This window comes from Aquiflexum sp. (genome assembly GCF_977115555.1).
Window position 1 is genome coordinate 1 of record NZ_CDSBKL010000418.1, and the last position, 3,455, is coordinate 3,455.

Here is a 3,455-nt window from a genome sequence, read left to right on the forward strand (position 1 = left end):
ATTGCAACTGAACGATTGCTACTACTTTGGTAATCAACAAGACCCAATTGGAAGTGGGAGTACTGTCTATAAGCTCATTTGCCCTTGCCAATCCGGGACGATGGATCAACATGCCTGAAAATAAAAATGTCAGCAAAATGATAACTGAGGAAAAGAAAAACATGGGAACCGATAACATGATGCGTGTCAGCGGCAAAAAAGTCATGTCCCCCCTGTTGGTAACCCTGCTTAGTGCAAAAACAATGGCCAAAATCCCAAAAACCAGCAGGACATGGAAAAGCCAATTTTTGATAATATACCTAAAATCGATAAAGGAGAGTTTCAGCATTGCCTTTAGCTGAGAGCTAAAAGATATATCAATACTGACTTCTCTGCGCTGATAATTGGCCTGAAAACTTCTATCAAAAACCCTTGAAGCTTGACTGCCTCGTTTAAAAATTCCCGGCCAAAGGATGGAAGGTTCCTGCTCCAATCGGAATTTTTTATAGAAAATTCCGGAAACCATCAGACCAATTGAAGTCCAAAGTATTCTGTTCCACAGAACCATTCCAAAAATCGGAACCTGCTGTATATTTTGCTCGGTGATGGTCCAATACCTGGTTTCGAAAGCAGCAGCATTTTGACCAAAAGGATCGAGTAGTGCAAATAAATATGGATTTCCTGAAAAAAGGTTATCAGTAATGACCTGCCCAAGAACCAAGAGAATGACTGCGATAAATCCCGCATAAACATTTCGGAGGGATGCTACCGCGATAAATACTACTAAACCGCAGCAAAACATATTTGGAAATACATAAAAGAAATAGGTATTGGCATAAGCCCAAAAATTGAATTGTCCAATCATCGGAGTGTATGGCCTTAACATACCTTCTCCAATGAAGAAAGCTATGCCTACAGAAAAAGTGATTACCACTGCCAAAGTCAATCCGCTTAGGAATTTGGCCAAGAGGTAATCTGATTTTTTAAGAGGAAATGTGTACATAATAGGAAAAATGTTGCTTTTGAAATCCCTAAAAATTACCATTCCGATGATTGCAGGAAGCAGAAAAAGGAAGAACTTATTGAAATAATGGAAGACGGAATTGATTTCATAGGGTGAATTCAGCAACCGAATTTTGGCATCAATCTCTTCTCCTGAATCAAAATAACCACCGCTGCCTAGCAAGGACGCCAAAGCAACGGCAAAGAAAACCGCAAAATAAACATATGGAGCGGGCTGGGTAAGCAGTCTTTTAAGCTCATGGATATAGATGGCTTTAAGCATGCTCTTGGCCGGGTTTAACCAATGAATGGAAATACACGTCCTCCAGATTTATTTTTTCGGCAGGGACAAAAGCCTCACCAGGTAATTGATCTCCATATACCCGGATTGTCAATGAATGATCACTGTTGAAACTGGAGGATAAGTACCGGTAAGCGGATTTATAGAATTCAAGTTCTGAAAAAGCTATTCGTTTGGTCCAGATTTTATCCTTGTACTCTTTGAGGGCCAAAAAGGGACTAGTTCTTTTTTGGATTTTGCCAAAGTTCATGATGGCCAAATCGGTGCAAAGCTCATTTACATCTTCTACCAAATGGGTGGAAAATAGGACAATATTTTTCGTACCTATCTCTCGCAAAACATTCAAAAAACGGTTTCTTTCAGCCGGATCCAATCCGGCAGTGGGCTCATCGACGATGATGAGCTCGGGGTTGTTGAGAAGGAGCTGTGCAATGCCAAAACGCTGACGCATGCCACCTGAATAAGAACCCACATGATTCTTCCGGGCCTCATACAAATTTGTCATCAGGAGTACTTCTTCTACCTTGAATTGGCGCTCTTTTTTTGAGGAGATTCCTTTCAAAATGGAAAAATAGTCAAGCAGATTTTCTGCAGACTCTTTTGGGTATACCCCAAATTCCTGAGGCAGATATCCAAGTTTTTTTCTCAGACTGATAGGATCTTTGCGGATATCGATGCCATTGAAAAATATGTCTCCGATGTCCGCAGTTTGTAAAGTTGCGATGGTTCTCATCAAGGAGGATTTTCCTGCTCCGTTTGGACCCAGTAGACCAAACATTCCTTCCCCGATTTCGATCGTGAGATTGTCCATGGCCCTTACTCCATTAGGGTATGTTTTTGTCAGATTTTGGATAATTAATTCCATGCTACTTTAGCCTTTTATGAATATTTGAATAGCAAAAAGACATTTTGTGACTTTTGCAAACCAAATCAATAAGGTCAATATTCGGCTTTTTCAGATAAAAAGGAGCTGAATTGGAGGCACGATGCGTCCCGCAGGAAGCAGTGGGACAGGTTTTGATTCTTAGGACAAGAACAAAAAATCAAATGAAGAATTTTTTGGAGTTACTGCTGTATAAATTGAGAGGGGGATACTCCTGTTGCTTTTTTAAATGCCCGGTAAAAACTGCTTTTTGATTTAAACCCGCACTCAAGCGCAAGGCCAACAATGGAAAGGTGCATCAATTTTCCGTTTTCAACACTTTTTTTGAATTCAGCAATCCTAAATGAATTGATGTAATCATAAAAATTGGTGCGCATGTTTTGATTGAGCAGGGTTGATAATTTTTTGTCCGTTGTCCCGATGAGTTTTGCCAATTCCCCAAGTGAAAGTTCGGCATTAAGGTATGGTTGTGACAAAAGCAGTGATTTTTCAAGGTTTTGCCGGAGAATCTCCGCCTCCTGCAAACCCAAAGGCTGTATTTCTTGCATTTTGTTATTTGTTGGAAAGAAGGACTGCTTTTCTGGATTTTCTGTTTGCTGTGGTCTGACAAACCAATCCTTTGAAAAACGGTAGGCAAAAGATAAAAGCATCGCCATCCATAGAACACTTGGCCGGCCAAGAAGAAAGCTATCATTGCTTTCAAATTCATCCCAAAAGCCATTCTGACCATCCCATGCTACAGTCAGTGCTGAGCGGATCAATTCGGGAACCAAAAAGAGTAGTAAAAAACATAAAATGTAGATACCCCATTTTTTTTTATTTAGGAAGCTTGGGATGGCCCAAAAGGCATGTGCATAAAAGATAAATGGGAAGATGAGAACCGAGAGAGGAGGAGGTGTATCTGGCCGGATGGTTCTATCAAACCAATTTGCGGTCCAGTCCACATTTACAGCCGTGAAAAAAAAGACCCAGAAAAGGCTATGGATTATGGACTCAACCAACACAGGTTTCCTTGCATTTAATAAATTAATCCTCATAGAGACAAGAATTTTTCATGTAGACTTTAGAACCCCGCCCAATTTTAGCTGTTGATTCCAATCCTATAACAATTTCTAAATCAAATAAACCTACTCTGTTTTAGTTACATATCCAAAACGACCATCAGACCAATTTTTGATTTGGATTCTGATTTTACATTCAGAAAGTCAGCATCATAATTCCCTGATTATTCAGGTATTCCCAAAGTATTTCCATCAAATCAAAAATTATTCATTTGAATTCACAGGAAGC

Annotated in this window: 3 protein-coding genes; all 3 read right to left on the bottom strand. The window is 39.8% G+C overall.

The features are described 5' to 3' along the window. A partial coding sequence (locus tag ACZFYI_RS17640; RefSeq protein WP_462525440.1) for an ABC transporter permease occupies nt 1-1,264 on the bottom strand: 1,264 nt, incomplete at its 3' end. Continuing rightward, the gene (locus ACZFYI_RS17645; RefSeq protein ID WP_462525441.1) at nt 1,257-2,147 is read right to left on the bottom strand and encodes an ABC transporter ATP-binding protein; all 891 of its coding nucleotides are present in this window, start codon (nt 2,145-2,147) and stop codon (nt 1,257-1,259) included. The genes ACZFYI_RS17640 and ACZFYI_RS17645, both read right to left, overlap by 8 nt. Before the next feature lie 200 nt (nt 2,148-2,347). Then, nucleotides 2,348-3,202 carry a helix-turn-helix domain-containing protein gene (locus ACZFYI_RS17650; RefSeq protein ID WP_462525442.1) on the bottom strand — a complete coding sequence of 285 codons (855 nt, stop codon included), beginning with the start codon at nt 3,200-3,202 and terminating at the stop codon, nt 2,348-2,350. Nucleotides 3,203-3,455 lie beyond the last annotated feature (253 nt).

Excerpts from the sequence above, each read along its gene's own strand:
- ACZFYI_RS17645 (WP_462525441.1), bottom strand. The coding sequence starts at position 2,147 with ATGGAATTAATTATCCAAAATCTGACAAAAACATACCCTAATGGAGTA.
- ACZFYI_RS17650 (WP_462525442.1), bottom strand. The coding sequence starts at position 3,202 with ATGAGGATTAATTTATTAAATGCAAGGAAACCTGTGTTGGTTGAGTCC.